This is a genomic window from Enemella evansiae, assembly GCF_004362375.1.
GTDB lineage: Bacteria > Actinomycetota > Actinomycetes > Propionibacteriales > Propionibacteriaceae > Enemella > Enemella evansiae.
On record NZ_SNXA01000012.1, the window covers coordinates 168946 to 186484 of the forward strand.

Sequence of the window (17539 nt, forward strand, 5' to 3'; positions counted from 1 at the left end):
CGCTGCGATTAGCTGTGCTTATCATGGCGCTCATGCAGCTGGAACGCCTGCAGTACTTCGTCGCCCTTGCCGAGGAGCTGCACTTCTCCCGCGCGGCCGAGCGCCTGCAGCTCAGCCAACCCGCGCTTTCCCAACAGGTGAAGCGATTGGAGCGCCAGCTCGGCGTGCAGCTGTGCGAGCGCGGTCCGCACGGGGTCACCCTGACCGCCGCCGGACAGCGGCTCGCCGACGGCGCCCGGGATCTCGTCACCTCCTACGAGGCGCTGATCGCCGAGGTGACCGCCGTGGGTCACGGCGAGGCCGGCGTGCTGCGGATCGCCCACACCCGCTCCGACGGCGCCGGTGTCGCCCGGGCGGCGCTCGCGGCCTTCGGCCGGCAGCACCCCGGTGTCGAGGTGCGCGCCGAGGTCGGTTGGACGGCCTGGAATCTGGACCGGCTGGCCACCGGTGATCTCGACGCCGCGATCGTGCGTACGCCGATCGAGCGGCCCGGTCTTCGGGTCGAGCCGCTCGCCGAGTCCGAGGTGGTCGCGGTCCTGCCCACCGGCCACCGGCTGGCCCGCTCACGGCGGATCCGGTCTGCATGGTTGCTCGAGGAGGTGGTGCTCTGCTGGCCGCGCCGACAGGCCCCCGCCGCCCATGCCGCGCTGCTGGCCCAGCTCTTCGGGGCCGGGCCGTTCCCCACACTGCACGACGAACCGGATGCCGACCATCTGCTCGCGGCCGTTGCCGAGGGGGCCGGGATCGGGCTGCTGGACCGCGCCCGGGTACCCCGCCTTCGCGGCCTGCTGATGCGACGCTTCACCGCCCCCGAACCGCACCTCGGCATCGGGCTGGCCTGGCGCCCGGACCACCCCAGCCCCCAACTCCGGGCCCTCCTCGCCACCCTGCGACGCGCCTGATCCGGCGTACCCCCAGATTGCAGTTCCGACACAGAATCGGTGCGAGACCCGCGGCCGCTCGAACCACCGGCGCGGCGCGGCTAGCATCACAGGCGGGAGCGGACAGGAAGGAAACACGTGCAGCAGTCGGGGTCGGTGCAGACGGTTGACGCGCGCCCCCCGGGGCTGGTGGCCACCTTGCGCATTCCCGGTGTGCTGCTCGGCATGCTCGGCATGCTGTGCATCGGCATCGCGGTGATGACCCCCGGTTTCGTGCCGAACGCCTCCCTGGACCAGATCGCCCCGCTGCGGATCCTGCGCAGCGTCCTGAAATATCAGGTCGGCCGGGCGCTGATGGCGATCGGCCTGGCGCTGCTGATCTGGGCCTGGCTCAAGCTCCGCCCCGCCCGCGTGCCGCTGCTGAACCACTCCTGGGTCCTGGTGCTGTGGAGCCTGCCGGTGCTGCTGGCGCCGCCGATCTTCTCCTCCGACGCCTTCCTCTACGCCGACCAGGGCTGGATCATCCATCAGGGCCTCGACCCCTACAAGGTCGGGTTGACCGAGGCCGGCGGGCCGTTCGCGATCAACGTGCACAAGGTCTGGCGCGGCACCACCTCGATCTATCCGCCGTTCGCGCTGCTGGTGCAGTACTGGGTCGCGGTCGCGACCGGGTTCCAGGGGCTGATCTCGGTGATCGCGATGCGCATCCCGATCCTGATCGCGGTGGCCGTGATCGCCGCCTTCGTGCCCATGGTCGCCCGGCAGCTCGGCGCCGATGTCCAGCTCGCGAAGTGGTTCGCCATCCTCAACCCGCTGCTGCTGATCCACTTCGTCGGCGGCATGCACAACGACGCGATGATGGTCGCGCTGGTGCTGGTCGCGATCTGGTGCACCCTGCGCTTCGGTACGCCCGGGATGATCGTCGGTGCGCTGCTGGTCGGCGTCGGCGCCACCTTCAAGCAACCCGGCATCATCGCCGCGTTCGCGATCGGGCTGCTGCCGGTGGCGGCCCGGCTCAAGGACCTCGCCCCCGGCCGCCGGTTGCTGGTGATCATCGGTCGCAGCCTGGTCAGCTGCGGCCTGGCCGCCGCCTCGTTCACCGCCGTCTCGCTGGCCATCGGTTTCGAGTTCATGGGCTGGCGGCACGCGGCCAACATCGGTGAGCTGACCTGGGGAATGTCACCGGCCAGCATCGTCGAGCAGTTCATCGGGCCGGTGCTGAACTGGGTCGGGATCCGCCACGGCCTGCTGCCGTTCCTGTCCCGGGTGACGACCGTGCTCAGCGTACTGATGCTGGGGGTGCTCGCCTGGCGCTACTTCTTCCCCGACGTCTGGATCGGACGGCGGGTACGCAACCATTCGGTGCAGCAGGTCGCCGGTGCCGAGCTGCCGGAGACCGACCGCAGCTGGCGCGACCACCCGATCCGCTGGCTCACCTGGGGCTTCTCCGCGATCGCCTTCAGTGGTGCCGGATATCACGTCTGGTATCTGCTCTGGGGCGGTATCTATGTGGGCATGCTGCGGTACCCGAATCGGCTGTTCCGGGCGCTCATCGGGGTGATGATCCTGTTCATCGTCGTCGAGGGCGGCCTCGAGTACTACGGCATGCGCCCGATCGTCGGCTACCTGGTCGGCGCGGCGCTCGGCTGGATCTTCTGGGCCAACAGCACCCGGTTGCAGATCGTGCCGGAACCGGCCCCCGAGGCCGAGACGGCCGAGGAGCGGCCGGCCGCCGTCGTGGGATGAGGTCGTGGGGATGAGGAGTGTCGGATGAGCATCGAACGGATCGCGATCGCCGGTGCCTCCGGGCTGATCGGCACGGCGCTGGCATCTCGGCTGGAGAACCGGTTCGAGGTGGTACGCCTGGTCCGCCGGCCCGCGTCGACGACCACCGAGCGCCGCTGGGATCCGACGGCGGGTTACGTCGAGGGCCTCGGGCTGTCCGACATCGACGCGGTGGTGAACCTGTCCGGGGCCGGGATCGCCGACCGCCGCTGGACCGCCAGCCGGCGCCACGAGTTGCTCGCCAGCCGACTGAACAGCACCCGTACCCTGGCCAGGCTGATGGCGACCGAGGATCGGCCCTCGGTGCTGCTCTCCGGTTCCGCGGTCGGTTTCTACGGCAACACCGGTGACCGCGAGATCGATGAGTCCGCGCCCGAGGGGGAGGGTTTCCTCGCCGATGTCTGCCAGCGCTGGGAGGCCGCCACCGCCGAGGCCGTCCGCGCCGGCGTACGCACCGCACTGCTGCGCACCGGGCTGGTCCTCGACCGCCGCGGCGGGTTCCTCGGCAAGCAGCTGTCGCTGTTCCGCGCCGGGCTCGGCGGCCGGCTCGGGGACGGCAGCCAGTGGCTGCCCTGGATCACCCTCGCCGACCACGTCGCGGCCTGCGAGCATCTGCTCATCAATGACGTCTCCGGGCCGGTGAATCTGACCGCGCCGTTCCCGGTGACCAACGCCGAGCTGACCGACGAACTGGGCCGGCAGCTGCACCGGCCCACCAAGCTGCCGGTCCCGCTGCCGGCGCTGCGGCTCGCCTTCGGCGACCAGCTCGTCGAGGAGGCACTGCTGACCAGCAACCGGATCCGCCCGGCGGCCCTGCACGCGAACGGATTCGCCTTCCGGCACCCGAAGCTGCCGGAGGCCCTGGCGGCCGTGCTCGCCGTCTGATCTGGCCTGCCTGTCGGCTCGCGCCCGCGCGCCCAATCCCCGCTCTTCATCGCAGTCGTCGAAATCCACGCGGGATTCGGCGTCGCGGAGGATTGCTACGCGGGATTTCTCCTTGGTGCTCTTCCAGAGCGGGGGCGCGCTTGCCGACGCTCGCCGACTCGGCGACGCGCGGTAGGATGGGTTGACACTGTTCTCCAGGCCGCAGCGTCAGCGGTCTCCCCACTGATCGCGTGAAAGGGTGCTCGCGTGGCTGATGAGCTGTCCGCCGGCAATGTTCTGGATCCGACGGGCGTGCCGTCGATGTTCGCCGAGATCGGCCTGACCTTCGACGATGTGCTGCTGCAACCCAACGAATCCGATGTCATCCCCTCGGGTGCCGACACCACCTCCAAGGTGTCCCGGAACGTCTCGGTGAAGATCCCGCTGCTGTCCTCGGCGATGGACACCGTCACCGAGTCCCGGATGGCGATCGCGATGGCCCGTGAGGGTGGCCTGGGCATCCTGCACCGCAACATGTCGATCGCCGAGCAGGCCTCGCAGGTCGATCAGGTGAAGCGGTCCGAGGCGGGCATGATCGCCGAGCCGATTACCATCTCCCCCGACGCCACCATCGGTGAGGTCGACGAGATGTGCGGCCACTTCCGCATCTCCGGTGTCCCGGTCGTCGATGAGAACCTGAAGCTGCTCGGCATCGTCACCAACCGTGACATGCGCTTCGAGAGCGACCCCAACCGGCTGGTCCGCGACGTGATGACCAAGATGCCGCTGGTCACCGGTGAGGTCGGCATCAGCAGCGACGAGGCGATGAACCTGTTGGCCGCCAACAAGATCGAGAAGCTGCCGCTGGTCGACTCTGACGATCGGCTCAAGGGCCTGATCACGCTCAAGGACTTCGTGAAGTCCGACAAATATCCCAATGCCAGCAAGGATTCCCAGGGCCGGCTGCTGGTCGGTGCCGCGATCGGCTTCTTCGGTGACTCCTGGGAGCGCGCGATGGCGCTCGTCGAGGAGGGTGTCGACGTGATCGTGGTGGACACCGCCCACGGCCACTCCCAGGGTGTGATCGAGATGATCCGCCGGTTGAAGGCCGAGAAGGCGGCGGCCGGGGTGGACATCATCGGCGGCAATGTCGCGACGTACGCCGGGGCGAAGGCGCTCTGCGAGGCCGGTGCGGACGGGGTGAAGGTCGGTGTCGGGCCGGGTTCGATCTGCACCACCCGGGTGGTCGCCGGTGTCGGCGTACCCCAGGTGACCGCGATCCACCACGCCGCCCGCGCTGCGCGCGAATACGGGGTGCCGGTGATCGGCGACGGCGGCCTGCAGTATTCGGGCGACATCGCCAAGGCGATGGTGGCCGGCGCCGACACCGTGATGCTCGGTTCCCTGCTCGCCGGCTGCGAGGAGTCCCCGGGTGAGCTGACCTTCATCAACGGCAAGCAGTACAAGACCTACCGCGGGATGGGTTCGCTCGGTGCGATGGCCGCCCGTGGCCGCAAGGCCTCCTACTCCAAGGACCGCTACTTCCAGGGCGATGTCACCTCCGATGACAAGCTGGTGCCCGAGGGCATCGAGGGGCAGGTCGCCTACCGCGGTCCGCTCGCCGCCGTGGCGTACCAGCTCGTCGGCGGCCTGCGGCAGTCGATGTTCTACACCGGCGCCTGCTCGATCCCCGAGCTGCACGCCAAGGGCCGGTTCGTGCGGATCACCTCCGCCGGGCTGCGGGAATCCCATCCGCACGACATCCAGATGACCGTCGAAGCCCCGAACTACACCGCCAACAACTGAATCTCTGCGAGGATCTCCTTCATGTATGACATCGGTCGCAGCAAACGTGCCCAGCGCGCCTTTGCCTTCGACGACATCACCATCGTCCCGTCCCGGCGCACCCGGGGGATCGAGGAGGTGTCGCTGCGCTGGAAGATCGATGCCGTCGAGTGCGACTTCCCGATCCTGGCCGCGCCGATGGACTCCATCATGTCGCCGGAAACGGCGATCCTGATGGGAAAACTCGGTGGTCTGGGGGTGCTCAACCTGGAGGGTGTCTGGACCCGCTACGACGATCCGGTGCCGCTGCTGGCCGAGGTGGTCGCGGACAAGGACCCGATCGCCGCGACCCGTCGGATGCAGCAGATCTATGCCGAACCGATCAAGGCCGAGCTGATCACCGAGCGGATGAAGCAGATCCGCGATGCCGGCGTACCGGTCGCGGGATCGCTGTCCCCGCAGAACACCGCCGAGTTCGCGCAGACCGTCGAGGCGGCCGGCGTGGACTTCTTCGTGATCCGTGGGACGACGGTCTCGGCCGAACACGTATCGAGCCGCAGCGAACCGTTGAACCTGAAGAAGTTCATCGGCGCCCTGGATGTGCCGGTGATCGTCGGCGGCTGTGCCACCTATCAGGCCGCCCTGCACCTGATGCGGACCGGGGCCGCGGGCGTGCTGGTCGGCTTCGGTGGCGGCGCCACCCACACCACCCGTGACGTGCTCGGCATCTCGGTGCCGATGGCGACCGCGGTGGCCGATGTGGCGGAGGCCCGGCGGGACTACATGGACGAATCCGGTGGGCGCTATGTGCACCTGATCGCCGACGGTGCCGTCGGCCGCTCCGGCGACATCGCCAAGGCGATCGCGTGCGGTGCCGATGCGGTGATGGTCGGTTCCCCGTTGGCCCGCGCCAGCGAGGCGCCCGGCCGCGGCTGGCACTGGGGCGCGGAGGCCTGGCACGCCGACCTGCCGCGCGGTGAGCGGACGCACTTCGGCACCCTCGGTTCGCTCGATGAGATCCTGCACGGCCCGAGCACCGTCGCCGACGGGTCGATGAACCTGGTCGGCGCGCTGCGGCGTACCCTCGCCACCACCGGCTACACCGAGGTCAAGGAATTCCAGCGCGTCGAGGTCGTCGTCAACTGACGGTGCCCGGTGAGTACGCCCGATGAATCAGTACGCCGCCCGGAGCGCGCGGACCGCGGCGTCCACATCGGCCTCGGTGTTGTAGAGGGCGAAGGAGAATCGGAGCCGGCCACTGCGCGCGGTGCCGACGACACCGGCCTCCCGGAGCCGCTCGATCGCCGCCGGGTCGGGGGAGTCGATCGCCACGATCGCCGAGCCCTGCGGCGGGAGATCCAAGCGGGCAAGGAAATCATCGGCCAGGCCTACACAGTGATCGCGGACCGCGGGGAGGTCCAGACCGGCCAGCCAGGGCAGTGACACACTCGCCCCGACGTGGCTGTACCAGGCCGGTGAGACGTCCAGCCGTCGGGCGTCGTCGGCCAGTCGCAGCGGCATCCCGTACATCGAGGTGGCCCGGTCCGCGCCGGCGTACCAGTTGGCGGCCACCGGACGAATCCGGTCCAGCCGTTCGGAGAAGGCGCCCCAGGCGCAGCCGCGCGGGCTGAGCAGCCATTTGTACCCGGCCGCGATCACCGCATCGGCCCAGTCCAGCGGGTCCGGCAGCCAGCCCACCGCCTGGGTCGCGTCCAGGACGACGATCGTGTCGGTATCACGGACGGCCGCCCGCAGCCCCTCGAGGTCGACGACCCGCCCGTCCAAGGACTGCACCACGCTGACCGCGACCACGTCGGCCTCCCGAGCCGCCTCCGCAATGGCGTCCAGCGGCACCTCCCGTACGCCGATCCCGCGCTCGGCCTGCGCGGCGAATGGCCAGGGCACGCTGGTGAAGTCGCCCTCGGCGACCACCACCCGGGCCCCGTCGGGGAGACTGGCCGCGACCAGACCGATCAGCGCGGACGCCGACGGCCCGATCGCCACCCGGTCCACCGACACCCCGACCAGGTCGGCGTACGCCTGCCGCGCGACCCGGACCGGTTCGTCGAAATCACCGGACAGGGCGCCGCCGCGACCCCAGGCCGCGACGGCCTCGGTGACCGCGGCCAGGGTCTGCTGCGGCGGGATCGCGATGCTCGCCGAGTTCAGATAGCCGACCCCGACATCGAACCGCGCTCCGAAGGCCTCTCGCATGCGGCTCACGATAGGCCCCTGCCCACGCTCCTCGAGTAGTACGCGCAGCGAGCGGGTCAGTGATCACTGGTCGAGCACCGGTTTGCACCCCTGGAGCAGCGCACGGGACCACCGGGGGTCACGCGGACAGCCCGCGGACGCACATTCTCGCTCGCTCAGCCCACCGAAATCTGCGGCTCGATTCCCAATCGGCGCCCAGATCGGTCGATCCTGCGATCGAGCCGCAAATTTCACAGGCCCGCTGATCGGGGTGGGTCCCGCCCGCCGGGGCCGGCCGATCCCACTCCGCGGCTCATCTCCCACTTCGCGGACTGTATGCAGGCCGCAGAGTGAGAGTTGAACCGCGAAGGGGAGCGAACCCGATCAGACCTGCCCCCGGTAGCCGACCTCGGGGCACCGGGATGAAGTTGGTGGGAGGGGCTCTGCTTCATCTCGACACGGCCGCCATTGCTCCGCTCCGCTGCGCATGGCGGCCTACTCGATGAGCGTGGGAACACGGCCGGCATTGCTCCGCTCCGCTGCGCATGGCGGCCTACTCGATGAGCGTGGCGACACGGCCGCCATTGCTCCGCTCCGCTGCGCATGGCGTCCTACTCGATGAGCGTGGGAACCCGGCCGCCATTGCTCCGCTTCGCTGCGCATGGCGGCCTACCCGCTGAGCGTACTCAGCCGCGCGGTGGCACCCGATAACCCGGCCGACCGGCGGTGCCCGCGGCCCGCAGTGCCGCCGAGCCGACGGCCCGGCCGAACCGGCTGAGCGCCGAGGGTGGGGTGTCGGCGCTGGTGAGGGCCGGCGGCATCACCACCACCGGGCAGTCGGCGGCGTACACCAGCCGGTGCGCGAACATCGGCCCGGCGATCAGCTGCCGCGGCGCGTCGACGACCAGCAGATCCGCATCCCGCGAGGATTCCAGCAGCACCTCTAAGGTGCTGCCGCGGCGGACCAGGGTCTGCACCCCATGCTGGGCGCCGAGCACCTCCTCGACGTCGCGGGCGAGCTGCACCTCGGCCTCGTGCCCGACCCCGGCGGGATCCTCCAGCAGGCCGGTGGCCGGCCCCGAGGGTGTCGCCATCGGCGAGTGCACCCGCCAGGCACGGACCGCCAGCACCCGCCCACCGGCGGCCGCCGCCTGGGCCACCGCCCACTCCAGTGCGTGCGGTGACTTGGAGGTGGCGCTGACCCCGACCACCACCAGATAGGGCTTGTCGATCATCGCGAACTCCTGCCTGTGAAGGGATTCATGGGATCAGACGGGCAACCGGGTGGTCTCATTGCCGTGCTCGTCATAGGAGCTCAGTGGGGGAGCGATCTCCTCCAGCGCCTTGCCCTCGGCGTCCACCCCGAACCGGAAGGCCACCAGCGAACCGATCAACGTCACCACCGAGGCGGCGATGTAACCCCAGAACATCGGGGTGCGGCTGTTGGCCTCCTCCGAGGCGGTGATCAGTGCACCGAAGATCGCCGGACCGGTCGCACCGACCGCCTGGGCGACGGAGAAGAAGTAGGAGATCGCCTGCCCGCGTACCTCCAGCGGAAAGATCTCCGAGACCGTCAGATAACCGGCCGAGGCACCCGCGGAGGCGAAGAAGAAGGACACGCACCACAGCGCCACGTGCCCGCCCGCGCTCAACATCTCCGCGCGGAACAGGAACGCCGAGATCAGCAGCACGATCGCCGCCACCGCGTACGTGCCACCGATCATCTTGCGCCGACCGATGGTGTCGAAGAAGTGCCCGAGCAGCAACGGGCCGAGCAGGTTGCCGGCCGCGAAGGGCAGGAAATAGACCGCCGCGATGTTCGCCGGCTTGCCATAGAACTGATCCAGCACTCCCTCGTAGGTGAAGAAGAATGCGTTGTAGAGAAAGGATTGCGTGATCATCAGCGTGATGCCGAGCACCGTGCGAGTGGGGTAGAGCTTGAAGAAGACGTACGCCAACTGCTTGGGCTTCAGGCCCTCGCGCGGCTTCACCCACTCGGCGGTGGAGTCGTCGATCTTCGGCAGCTGCCGCCCGGAGGAGGTGACCTCCGACTCGATGCCGGCGACGATCCGCTCGGCCTGCTCGGCGCGACCGTGGGTCACCATCCAACGCGGGCTCTCCGGGATGTGTCGGCGCATGAAGATGATGATGATGCCGAGCACCGGGCCGATGAAGAAGGAGATCCGCCAGCCCCAGTCGTGCGGCACGTAGTCGGGGTTGAGCAGGAAGAAGCTGGCCGCGGCGGCGATCAGCGCGCCACCCCAGTAGGTGCCGTTGATGGCCAGATCGACGCGGCCGCGGTACTTGCCGGGGATCAGCTCGTCGATGGCAGCGTTGATCGCGCTGTACTCGCCGCCGATGCCCATGCCGGCGATGAACCGGCAGATCAGGAAGATCCAGATCCCCAGATGCGGGCCGGAGGTCTGTCCGGGGGGCGCGGCCGGGGCGAGGCCGGCGAGTCCGGAACCGATCAGATAGACCGCCAGGGTCAGGCTGAACAGCTTCTTGCGGCCGAGGGTGTCGGCCATCCGGCCGAAGATCAGCGCGCCGCTCACCTGACCGAGCAGATAGGCGGTACCGGCGAATCCGACCCAGGTCGGGTCCATCCCGAGGGTCTGCTTGTAACCGGCCAGGGAGACGAACTGCACCTCCAGGCCGTCGAGGATCCAGGCGGTACCCAGGCCGAGGATCACCATCCAGTGGAACCTCGACCAGGGCATGTTGTGCATCCTGGCTGGGATCTGACTCTTGATCGGGCGGTCGCTCGTGGTGCTGGCCGTCGATGACATCCGCGTCACCTCCTGTGGGGCTGGTTCGGGACGCTTGTTGCCCATTACATTGACTGACTATAAGTCTGTGTCGAGGCATTTGGGCAAGCCCCCCGATTCCGGGACCCGGGGCCTACAGTGGCGTCCATGAGTGACCCGTACGCCGAGCTGCACCGACTGCGCGGCAGCATCGACAACATGGACTCCGCGCTGGTCCATCTGCTGGCCGAGCGCTTCAAGGTGACCCAACGGGTCGGCGAGCTGAAGGCGGCGTACGGTCTGCCCCCCGCCGACCCGGAACGGGAGCAGCAGCAGATCGCCCGGTTGCGGGCACTCGCCGAGGAATCGAAGCTCGACCCGGAGTTCGCCGAGAAGGTCCTGAATTTCATCGTCGGCGAGGTGGTCCGCCACCACCAGAAGATCGCCGCGGAACTCCGGCCGGACTGATCGCCGGTATCGCCCCTCAACCGGTCGGTCGTCGGGTGAGCTGCTCGGGATTCTCGGTCGCGGCGGCCCGGGCGGCCTGGATGTGTGCGTATGAGGCGGCCGCGGCGGCCTCGGGGTCGCCCGCCTCCAGTGCGGCCAGGATCGCCGCATGGTCGGCGCGGGAGGCCTCCAGTCGGCCGGGTGCCAGCAGGGTGGAGCGCATCCCGTCGAGGATGAGGTCGTAGATCACCGATTGGGTCTGCACCAGCAGGTTGTTGCCCGAGGCCTGCACGATCCGGGTGTGGAAGGTGATGTCGAGCCGCTGCAGCTCGTCGAAGTCGATCGCGTCGCTGCGGGTGTAGCTGTCCAGGGCGTCGAAGGCCCGGCGTACCTCGGCGAGCTCGGGCAACTGGCGCTCGGCCGCCCACCGGGCCGCCGGCACCTCCAGCACCTCACGCATGTCATAGAGCAGGTCGAGATCGGTCGCGGGGGAGAGCTGCCGGCGCAACCGCTCCTGGGTCTCCGGTTCGGTGACGAAGACGCCGGATCCGTGCCGGACATCGAGCCGACCCTCGGCCTGCAGCAATCTGATCGCCTCGCGTACCGACGGCCGACTGACTCCCAGCAGGGCCGCCAGCTCCCGTTCGGCCGGGAGTCGGTCACCGGATCTGAGCCGGCGTTCGGTCATCACTCTGAGGATCTCACCCTTGATTCTGGCGGTCAGCCCGCGCTGGCCGACAATCCGCCAGGCGTTCTCTTCAGCCATGGTCCTCCTTGGTGAGCCGGCGGGGGGTGTGCGCGGCTCGATCAGATCAGCCTAGCCGCGGGAGAGGGCCGATACCCCGAGATTCACACAGATCGTTGGTCACACGACCCACTTGCCTGTGGAGCTCAGCGACGATCCGGCTGGCAGCTCGGGCACCAGTAGCTGAGCCGCTCCTTGCCCACCGGGCCGAACCGTTCCTCGGCGATCCGGGTGCCGCAGCGTCGGCAGGCCCGGCCCGTTCGTTCGAAGACCCAGGTCCGCTCACCGGATCGGTTCCGGCCGGTGGTCACCTGGTAGGGCCGGGCCGCGTTTGCCTGCAGCAACTGCCGGGCGCGGGTCACCAGCCGCGGCAACCGCTCGATGTCAGCGACCGGCGTACGCGGATGGATTCCCTGCAGGAAAAGGACTTCCGCGCGATAGAAGGTGCCGATCCCGGCCAGATTCCGCTGGTCCAACAGGGCCTCGCCGATCGGCACCGCGGGGTCGGCGCGCAGCCTGCGGAGCGCCTCGTCGGCGTCGAAATCGTCGGCGAGCAGGTCGGGGCCGAGATGCCCGACCACCCGGTCCTCGTGGGCGGTCTCGATCACCTCGGTGACCCCCAGGCGCAGCCCGAATGCCGTCTGGGTGGGGTTTCCAAGGATCGCCCGGATCTGGTACGCCGGATCGCGCGGGGTGCGGCCGGTCCGGACGACCCGCCAGCCGCCCTCCATCCGCAGATGGGTGTGCAGGGTGAGCCCGTTGTCGAAGCGGGTCAGCTGGTGCTTGCCGCGCGCGACCACCTCGAGCACCGTCGCTCCGACCAGCGGCACGGTCGCGTACTCGGGTACGCGCAACTCCGCGCGGGTCAGCTGCTGCCCGGCCAGTGCGGCATGCAGGGCCGCGCAGGAGCGCTTGACGACATCACCCTCGGGCACCGGCCCAGCCTAGGCGGGACCGGCTGGCGAGCTGCCCCAGGGTGTGCGCGCCGACCAGTGCTCCCAGGAGCAGGGCGACGGCCCGACCGTGGCGCGGTCGCTGAGTCGCGCCCGCGGTTTCGAGGGTGCGGGTGGCCCACCACCAGAAGGGGATCACCACGGTCGGTGCGGTCAGCACGCCGGTGGTGTAACCGCGGGTCAGCGCGCTGAGGGCCAGATGCCCGAAACCGTGCATGCCGAATGCCCACAGGGAATCCTGGAAGAACTGTGACCTGCCACCGGTGCGTACGCCCTGTACGGCGGCAGCCGACACGACCGTCCCCATCGCGGCCACTGCGACGTTCACCTGGAGCTGGTCCGGAACCGGCGGGGTCGGCAACCAGCCGGGCAGTCGCCGGTGCAGCCGGCGGGTGCTCTCGACGTAGGTGATGACTTCTTCGAGGTCGTGGGCGAGCCAGGCGAGAAAGAACCCGGCGGTGCTGGTGGTGCTGCGGTTCATGGCTTTCATGGCGACCTCATTTCGCGACCATTAGTAGCGCTACTGACAGTAGCGTAAATCGTCGCGCGGTTCTAGGGTGGACCGGTGACGTCTCCAGCTGGCCGGCCACGTGACCCCGGTCTCGATGCCAAGGTGATCGATGCCACGGTGGACCTGCTGCGGGAGAAGGGATTCCGCGGGTTGCGGGTGGCCGACGTGGCGCGCCTGGCCGGCGTACCGAAGTCGAGCATCTATCGACGTTGGCCGTCGCTCACCGAGCTGGCGGTCGATGCGATGGCGCACACGGTCGGACATCTGGACCCCACACCCAGCACCGATCCCGGTGCGGACCTGGATGCGCTGCTGGTGGCCGTGCACGCCGCGCTGACGGCTCCGCTGGGGCCGGCGCTGCTGCAGGTCGGCATCGATCTGCTCGATCGACCGGAGGTTGCCGCGAGCTATCGGCGGCGCCTGATCGACCCGCTCCGCGATGCCGCGATCGATGCGCTCCGCCGGGGCAATGACCAGGGCCGGTGGCAGGTCGCCGACCCGGCGCTGACGGTGGACATGGTGGCCGGCGCGCTGGTCTACCGGCTCCTGGTCCTGCACGAGGAGCCCGCATTGGACGAACTGAGGGCAGGACTCCAGCGACTCACCCAGGGGTGAGCGCGATCATCTCGACACGCGAGCCACTGCTCCGCAGGCTCCGCATGGCTCGCTACTCGATGAGCGTGAGTGTGGCTCAGATGATGTATTCGGGCTCCGCGAGCGCCATCTGGGCACGGCTGCGGGCGCTGGCCGGGACACCGACCGCGGTGTGCTCGGCCGGTACGTCCCGGGTCACCACGGCGTTCGCGCCGACCGCGGCGCCCTTGCCGACCACCACCGGGCCGAGGATGCGGGCGCCGGCGCCGACGACCACGCCGTCCTCGAGGGTGGGGTGCCGCTTCACCTTCTGCAGGGTGCGGCCGCCCAGGTTGACGCCGTTGTAGAGCATCACGTCATCGCCGATCTCGGCGGTCTCGCCGATCACCACGCCCATCCCGTGGTCGATGAAGAACCGCCGACCGATGGTGGCGCCGGGGTGGATCTCGATCCCGGTCAGCCCACGATTGACGTGCGAGAGCACGCGCGCCGGCAGCTTGCCGGACTCGCCGGACTGCCAGAGCGCATGCGCCGCGCGGTGCATCCAGATCGCGTGCAGCCCGGGATAGGCCAGCACCAGTTCCGCGGTGGAACGCGCGGCCGGGTCGTTGCGCCGGGCCGCCTGCAGGTCCTCGGTGAAGCGGTCCGCGAGCCGCCGCAACAACCCCGGGCGCGGGGTCTGCTCGCCCGCGTTCGAGGCGCTGGGGCGGCCGGGGTCGCCGTCTGCTCGCTGGTGCATGGTCATGTCCGCTCGTCAGGCTGCGTCGGGCTGATGGGTCACTCCACCAGGCCCTCGAAGAGGACCGTGGACAGGTAGCGCTCGCCGAAGTCGGGCACGATCACCACGATGGTCTTGTCGGCGTTCTCGGGCCGGTTGGCGACCTCGACGGCGGCCGCCACCGCGGCGCCACCGGACAGGCCGGCGAGGATGCCCTCGTCGGTGGCGAGCTTGCGCGCGTACTCCTTGGCGGTCGCCACGTCCTCCGGGATCACCTCGTCATAGATGTCGCGGTCCAGGATGTCGGGCACGAAGTTGGCGCCGATGCCCTGGATCTTGTGCGGGCCGGGCTGGCCGCCGGACAGGATCGGCGATTCCTTGGGCTCGACGGCGATCATCTTGACCTCGGGCTTGCGCTCCTTGAGCACCTGGCCCACGCCGGTGATGGTGCCGCCGGTACCGATACCGGCGACGACGATGTCGACCTTGCCGTCGGTGTCGGACCAGATCTCCTCGGCGGTGGTCTTGCGGTGGATCTCGACGTTGGCCGGGTTGGCGAACTGGCGGACCAGCACCGCGCCCTCCTGGGCGCCGAGCTCCTCGGCCTTGTTCACCGCGCCCTTCATGCCTTCGGAGCCCGGGGTCTGCACCAGTTCGGCACCGTACGCCCGGAGCAGCGCCTTGCGCTCGGCGGACATGGTCTCCGGCATCGCCAGCACGACCTTGTAGCCGCGGGCGGCGCCGACCATGGCCAGCGCGATCCCGGTGTTGCCGGAGGTGGCTTCGACGATGGTGCCGCCCGGCTTCAGTTCACCGGAGGCCTCGGCGGCGTCGATCATCGCGACACCGATCCGGTCCTTCACGCTGTTGGCGGGGTTGTAGAACTCCAGCTTGGCGACCAGGTTCGCCTGGGAATCGCCGGCCACCCGGTTCAGCTTCACGAGCGGGGTTCGTCCGATGAGCTTGGTCACGTCCTCGAAGATCGTCATAGCTCCATAAACAACCGCAATGACGGGTGCTATTCCAAGTCCGTCCGGAATCTGGACATTTTCTGCCCGCGGTGCGGTGGGCAGGCCCCTGTCGGATGGGTTCGGTGGGGGTCGTTTGGTTCACTGGAGCGCGTGCGTTCTCCCGGTCTGCTTCCCCGCCGGCTGCTGCTGGTGCTGTCGGTGCTCGCACTGTTCGTCGCCGGCTGCACGATCACCCCGCCGACCCCGCCGGACCAGGGGCTGATCGACCCGGCCACCTGGGCCGCCCGGCAACGGGCGTACCTCCAGCAGGCCACGCAGCGACTGGACCGATCGAATCTGGAGAGCGTCACCGCCAACCTGGCCCGGGCGGCTCTCGAACCAGACTTCCGGATCGACCCGGCCGAGTTCCGACCGGCCGACCTGCGCGAGATCTTCGCCAAGATCGACCAGAACCAGGACACCAGCGACTTCGACCTGATGCGGGTCTTCCTGCTCTGGCGCAGCCAGGGGGACAAGCTGTCACCCGAACTGTCGGATGCGCTGAAGCAGCGGCTGCTGGGATTCCGCTACTGGTACACCGATCCGCGGCCGAACGGGATGATCGACCACAAGTGGTTCTGGTCGGAGAACCACCGGATCATCACCCACACGCTGGAATACCTGGCCGGCTCCGCGCTGCCCGAGGAACGGTTCGCGGTCACCGGGGAGACCGGGCGCAGCCACGCCGATCGCGGCCGGGAGCGGGTCGTGCGCTGGCTGGATGAGAAGGCCCGCTGGGGGTTCAGCGAGTGGCGCTCCGATGTCTACTATCCCGAGGACATCCAGCCGCTGCTGCTGCTCGCCGAATACGGCGACCCCGAGATCGCCGCCCGCGCCACCGCGATGCTGGACGTCTTCTTCCTCGATCTGGCGACCGGGCAGCTGCAGGGCAACTTCGGCGTCACCCACGGCCGCTCCTACATGAAGGACAAGTCGCGGGCCGCGGATCAGAACACCCGCGACATCGTCCACTTCCTCTTCCAGAGCAATCCACAGGGGTACGCCGACTGGGTCGATTTCGGCGCGCTGCTGCTGGCCACCGGCACGAAGTATCGGCTGCCGATCGCGATCGAGCGGATCGCCCGCACACCCCAGGCGTTCACCGACAAGCAGCGGATGGGGGTGGCGCTCGACCCGTCGCAACCGGTGACGACCACCCCGAAACCGCCGCCGGGGACGAGCTTCTCCCGGCCCGAGGACGTCGAGTTCTGGTGGGACCGGGGGGCGATGACGGCCTGGCAGGTCGTGCCGATCTCGCTGCAGACGATCCGTGAGCAGGAGCTGTGGCGGACCCAGCTGTTCGAGCCGATCCGGCCGCTGCTGCGCCAGCCCGGTACCGCGAATGTCGAGGGCGCGCAGTACGTGGCATACGCGCTGGCCTGTCAGGTCAACGCCGGTCTGCTGTCGGAGGTCTCGACGGTGACCTGGCGCAGTGCGAACGCGATGCTCTCCTCCGCGCAGGACTATCGGCCCGGCTGTGTCGGGCGGCAGTACCACGCCTGGCAGGCGACCCTCTCGCCCGATGCGGTGGTCTTCACCACCCAGCCGGGCAATCCCGACCGGGCGGGTGCGAACCGCGGCCGGTGGGCCGATGACGACCTCTACTGGAACGGCGGGCTGACGATGCCGCGCACCGCCCAGCAGGATCGCGCGGCGATCAACATCTATGCACCGCGGTTCCCGCCCGGGCAGGACGCCGCGAACGCCGATGCGAACTATCTGCCGATCACCCACGCCTACTTCCCGACCCAGCATTTCGAGGAGGTACGCCGGGTCGGCGGTTGGACGATCGGCCGGGTCGGCGACGGCTACGTCGGGCTCTGGTCCTATCGGCCCACCGAGTTCGCCCCGGTCGCCCCGAACCCCGCCGGGCTGAACCGGCCCTACGACCTGGTCGCCGCGGGCGGTGCGGACAACGTCTGGATCACCGAGGTGGGGGACCGGGGCCAGTGGGGGTCCTTCGACGCGTTCGTCACCGCCCTGGAGAACTCCCAACCCGCGGTGACCCCGCGCGGGTCGGCCAATGGCGTCGCGCTGGGCTTCGACGTGCAGTTCCGCTCACCGTCGGCCGGGTTGATGGCCTATGGCAGCAGCGGCTTCTTCACCGTCGACGGCCGCTCGGTGGACCAGCGGGCCCCCGGCCGGATCGACAATCCCTTCGTCAAGGTGGCCTCCGGGGATCCGGTGTGGAACGTCTCGATCGACGGTGCCACGCTGGAGATCGACCTGCAGCGCGGTACCCGGACGGCCCGCGTCTCCTGAGCGACCCCACCCGTCGGCTGAGCGAGCGCCAGCGAGTCGAAGCC

General features: G+C 69.3%; 16 protein-coding genes. 8 read left to right on the forward strand and 8 right to left on the reverse strand.

Annotated elements, in window-relative coordinates; all coding sequences use genetic code 11:
* Positions 1-32: 32 nt before the first annotated feature.
* From C8D81_RS17040 to C8D81_RS17060, 5 genes are all read left to right on the forward strand, one after another.
* Positions 33-902 (forward strand): LysR family transcriptional regulator, encoded by an 870-nt coding sequence (locus C8D81_RS17040; RefSeq protein WP_166646865.1) that lies wholly within the window; start codon positions 33-35, stop codon positions 900-902.
* 117 nt (positions 903-1019) lie between these two features.
* Entirely contained in the window at positions 1020-2627 is a 1608-nt protein-coding gene (gene mptB, locus C8D81_RS17045) for a polyprenol phosphomannose-dependent alpha 1,6 mannosyltransferase MptB (protein ID WP_094432450.1), read from the forward strand.
* Positions 2628-2651: 24 nt separating this feature from the next.
* Positions 2652-3551, forward strand: a complete 900-nt coding sequence (locus C8D81_RS17050; RefSeq protein ID WP_094432452.1) for a TIGR01777 family oxidoreductase — start codon at positions 2652-2654, stop codon at positions 3549-3551.
* 300 nt (positions 3552-3851) lie between these two features.
* The gene (gene guaB, locus C8D81_RS17055) at positions 3852-5336 is read left to right on the forward strand and encodes an IMP dehydrogenase (protein WP_094360107.1); all 1485 of its coding nucleotides are present in this window, start codon (positions 3852-3854) and stop codon (positions 5334-5336) included.
* 21 nt (positions 5337-5357) lie between these two features.
* Positions 5358-6461: a GuaB3 family IMP dehydrogenase-related protein gene (locus tag C8D81_RS17060; protein WP_094432454.1), complete on the forward strand. Its 1104-nt coding sequence runs from the start codon at positions 5358-5360 to the stop codon at positions 6459-6461.
* A 27-nt stretch (positions 6462-6488) separates the two neighbouring features.
* Here the strand turns inward: C8D81_RS17060 and C8D81_RS17065 are convergent, their stop codons facing one another.
* The 3 genes from C8D81_RS17065 to C8D81_RS17075 form a co-directional block, all read right to left on the reverse strand.
* The gene (locus C8D81_RS17065; RefSeq protein WP_094432456.1) at positions 6489-7529 is read right to left on the reverse strand and encodes an aminotransferase class V-fold PLP-dependent enzyme; all 1041 of its coding nucleotides are present in this window, start codon (positions 7527-7529) and stop codon (positions 6489-6491) included.
* Between the two features lie 665 nt (positions 7530-8194).
* Positions 8195-8743 (reverse strand): universal stress protein, encoded by a 549-nt coding sequence (locus tag C8D81_RS17070; protein ID WP_094432458.1) that lies wholly within the window; start codon positions 8741-8743, stop codon positions 8195-8197.
* Between the two features lie 33 nt (positions 8744-8776).
* Complete coding sequence (locus C8D81_RS17075) at positions 8777-10297, reverse strand: MFS transporter (protein ID WP_094427426.1); 1521 nt, start codon at positions 10295-10297, stop codon at positions 8777-8779.
* 126 nt (positions 10298-10423) lie between these two features.
* Between C8D81_RS17075 and C8D81_RS17080 the strand changes: the two genes are divergently transcribed.
* Entirely contained in the window at positions 10424-10723 is a 300-nt protein-coding gene (locus C8D81_RS17080) for a chorismate mutase (protein ID WP_094432460.1), read from the forward strand.
* Between the two features lie 16 nt (positions 10724-10739).
* On the opposite strand, the gene C8D81_RS17085 is transcribed toward C8D81_RS17080, so the two are convergent.
* From C8D81_RS17085 to C8D81_RS17095, 3 genes are all read right to left on the reverse strand, one after another.
* Positions 10740-11468, reverse strand: a complete 729-nt coding sequence (locus tag C8D81_RS17085; RefSeq protein WP_094432462.1) for a FadR/GntR family transcriptional regulator — start codon at positions 11466-11468, stop codon at positions 10740-10742.
* 125 nt (positions 11469-11593) lie between these two features.
* The gene (locus C8D81_RS17090; protein WP_094432464.1) at positions 11594-12382 is read right to left on the reverse strand and encodes a DNA-formamidopyrimidine glycosylase family protein; all 789 of its coding nucleotides are present in this window, start codon (positions 12380-12382) and stop codon (positions 11594-11596) included.
* A complete protein-coding gene (locus C8D81_RS17095) occupies positions 12369-12890 on the reverse strand; it encodes an HXXEE domain-containing protein (RefSeq protein ID WP_094432467.1) in 522 nt (173 codons plus the stop codon). The genes C8D81_RS17090 and C8D81_RS17095 overlap by 14 nt, the downstream gene beginning before the upstream one ends.
* Before the next feature lie 75 nt (positions 12891-12965).
* Between C8D81_RS17095 and C8D81_RS17100 the strand changes: the two genes are divergently transcribed.
* A complete protein-coding gene (locus C8D81_RS17100; protein ID WP_094432469.1) occupies positions 12966-13526 on the forward strand; it encodes a TetR/AcrR family transcriptional regulator in 561 nt (186 codons plus the stop codon).
* Between the two features lie 76 nt (positions 13527-13602).
* Here the strand turns inward: C8D81_RS17100 and epsC are convergent, their stop codons facing one another.
* On the reverse strand, positions 13603-14250 hold the full coding sequence (gene epsC / locus C8D81_RS17105) for a serine O-acetyltransferase EpsC (protein WP_229119675.1): 648 nt from the start codon (positions 14248-14250) through the stop codon (positions 13603-13605).
* Positions 14251-14282: 32 nt separating this feature from the next.
* Positions 14283-15212 (reverse strand): cysteine synthase A, encoded by a 930-nt coding sequence (gene cysK, locus C8D81_RS17110; protein ID WP_094432471.1) that lies wholly within the window; start codon positions 15210-15212, stop codon positions 14283-14285.
* 132 nt (positions 15213-15344) lie between these two features.
* On the opposite strand from cysK, the gene C8D81_RS17115 reads away from it, so the two are divergent.
* Positions 15345-17495 carry a hypothetical protein gene (locus tag C8D81_RS17115; RefSeq protein WP_094432473.1) on the forward strand — a complete coding sequence of 717 codons (2151 nt, stop codon included), beginning with the start codon at positions 15345-15347 and terminating at the stop codon, positions 17493-17495.
* Positions 17496-17539 lie beyond the last annotated feature (44 nt).